The organism is Solibacillus faecavium (assembly GCF_014836905.1).
GTDB classification, from domain to species: Bacteria; Bacillota; Bacilli; order Bacillales_A; family Planococcaceae; genus Solibacillus; species Solibacillus faecavium.
Genome location: NZ_JACSPZ010000020.1, coordinates 1 through 2,455 on the forward strand (window position 1 = coordinate 1; position 2,455 = coordinate 2,455).

Here is a 2,455-nt window from a genome sequence, read left to right on the forward strand (position 1 = left end):
TGTAACCGTCAACCCAAATTGAACATTTTTTGCTCATTAAGGATGAACACTTTTTATTCGTTAAAAATCTTTTGCTGATGTTTTAAACGATGACTTTCGTTGTTCATATGAATAACCTCGACTCGATGTAACAGCCGATCCAAAATAGCTGTCATCATTCCCTGATTGTCCACTAATTCTGTCCATTCTTCTGGACTTCGATTCGATGTTAAAATGAGTGAACTTTGCTCGTACAGCTGGTGCACGAGTTGAAAGAATAACGTTGCTTCGCGTTGATCTAAAGCCATATACATCACATCATCTATAATAATTAAATCTGACGCCCGCAAACGTTTTAATTGGATTTGTGAGCGATGCGTAAACTCCTCCGTTTTCAGTAACTGAATTAGTTCACCCATTGTAATAAAATAGACTTGAAAGCCTCCTTGTATTGCCTCAATGCCTAAGCCTACGGCCAGTAATGTTTTACCTGCACCAGGTGGTCCTAAAAGAATTAAATTATAACTTTGTTCTAACCATTGAAACTCTTGCAGCTGCTTCATTTGACGCTCTGTAATCGCTGTTTGTTCTTCTAGTTGAAACATATGCAAGGGTTTATGATAAGGAAATCGCGCCCAAGCCAAGCGTTTCTCTATGCTCTTTTCTTCACGTCTTCTAAGCTCTAATGTTGTTAATTCCTCAAGGAATTCTAAATAAGTCCATGATACTTGTTCAGCTTGACGGAGAAGCTCAGGGAGCCCCTCAGCCGTTTCTGCTAAACGTAATTGTTTAAAAGCTTGTTGAATATCTACCACACTTTTGCTCATTTTATTTACCTCCCATACGATGAATGTATTCTTTTAAATCTCTCGTTTGAACAGCTATTTTTAGAGATTCTTTTGATTCTTTTACAACAGTTGTGGGTTGCTCTGGTTCGATTTTTGTCCGCTTAAAATAGGCAACAACGTCTCGAAACTCATTTGCACTATATAACTTTTCTTGAATACATTTATCAATCGCTGCTGGAATCCATTCTGGACTCTCTTTCGCAACCTTTTGGAACAGTAATAATTGATCTCTACGATAACGACCGTATGTATGGCAAACATCTTCAATATATTGCTCAGCATCTTCATAAGGAAATAATGTAAGCACTTTTCGTTGTAATTGATCGAGCGATGTGGAGCGATCACGTCCATGATTTAAATTTTTTATAAGTTTTCCTTTTTCTAAACTAATTGTGTGTTCCGCAAGAATTTCTCCAGTATGCGGTGCTAAAATTTTTAGTTTCTGCCCTTGGGGCACTAAATGTATGATTGGATATTTCGTATAAGTCCCCAATGGAACCGAATATCGATTTGATGCGTACCGAACTGTATTGTCCTTGTTCACATTCCTTGTTATAATTTCTGTATGGTTGCTTTCTATTATAGAAAGCGGTGTAGAGACTTTTCTTAAGTGTTGCTTTTCCAGGAGAAACACTTCGAAAGGTCTTTTTTTTGTTGTATTGTGCACTTTATAATTACCTGTACGTTCTAACCATTTCAAAGACCGATGGTTCCAATCTTCAAGTGTTGTATAGATGCGATTTTTAGCGAAATTATACTTAATGTATTTTACAACGTTTTCTATTTTCCCTTTAGACTCAGGGTCTGCTTTTCGACAGAGGTATACTTTAAACTTACGGTCTTTGACATACTGCTGAAAATCCTTCGTTAAAATGAGATCGCCGGCATTTTCACTTACCGCAATTAAATTATCTTGATCATAAACAATTTCATCTGTCACACCTTCGTAAAACTGAAAAGCCTTTTCATGGCAACCAATGGTGTCCCTTGTTGTAAAAGGACGATCTAACCAAAGGACATATTTATGACGAGAATGTGCTAAAACAAAGGCGATAAAATATAATTTTACTTCTTTGCCATCTGTTGTTTTTTGAATCGTTTGTCCCCAATCTACCTGTAATTGTTTGCCTGGTGGTTGTTCAATTACCGCTTCGTATTCTCGAGGTTCGTCTATCTTTTCAATTTGATAAATCTCACGTATTTCATTTACATAGCGTCTTACAGTACTTTCTCCAACATTAATTGATGGAAACTGCTCCTGCAGCCAATCTAAAATTTGTGCACCCGTTAAACTAGGATACTCACGTAACCAATTCACAATCCAATCCCGGTATTCATCTAGCTTTTTCTTTCGACCAGTATGACTAAATTCAATTACTGCATCTTCAAATGACATATCTAAATATTTATACACAGTATTACGTGAAATTTTAAGTCGTTTAGCAATCTGTGCAATTCTTAAACGACGTTTTCGTAATTGATGGATTTCAATATGTAACACAAGCTTCTCCTCCATTGGGACAGCCTCCTTATAAACTGATATTTCCAGTTTACAGGAAACTATTATTTAGATGAAAAGTGTTCATTTGAAATGAGCAAAAACTGTTAAGTTTATTTTAGCGGTTACA

At 36.3% G+C, this 2,455-nt stretch carries 2 protein-coding genes; both read right to left on the minus strand.

Features of this window, described 5'->3' with window-relative positions:
• Positions 1 to 53: 53 nt before the first annotated feature.
• Positions 54 to 806 (minus strand): IS21-like element helper ATPase IstB, encoded by a 753-nt coding sequence (istB, locus tag H9635_RS19035; protein ID WP_191701900.1) that lies wholly within the window; start codon positions 804 to 806, stop codon positions 54 to 56.
• 1 nt (position 807) lies between these two features.
• The gene (istA, locus tag H9635_RS19040) at positions 808 to 2,328 is read right to left on the minus strand and encodes an IS21 family transposase (RefSeq protein WP_318245237.1); all 1,521 of its coding nucleotides are present in this window, start codon (positions 2,326 to 2,328) and stop codon (positions 808 to 810) included.
• Positions 2,329 to 2,455 lie beyond the last annotated feature (127 nt).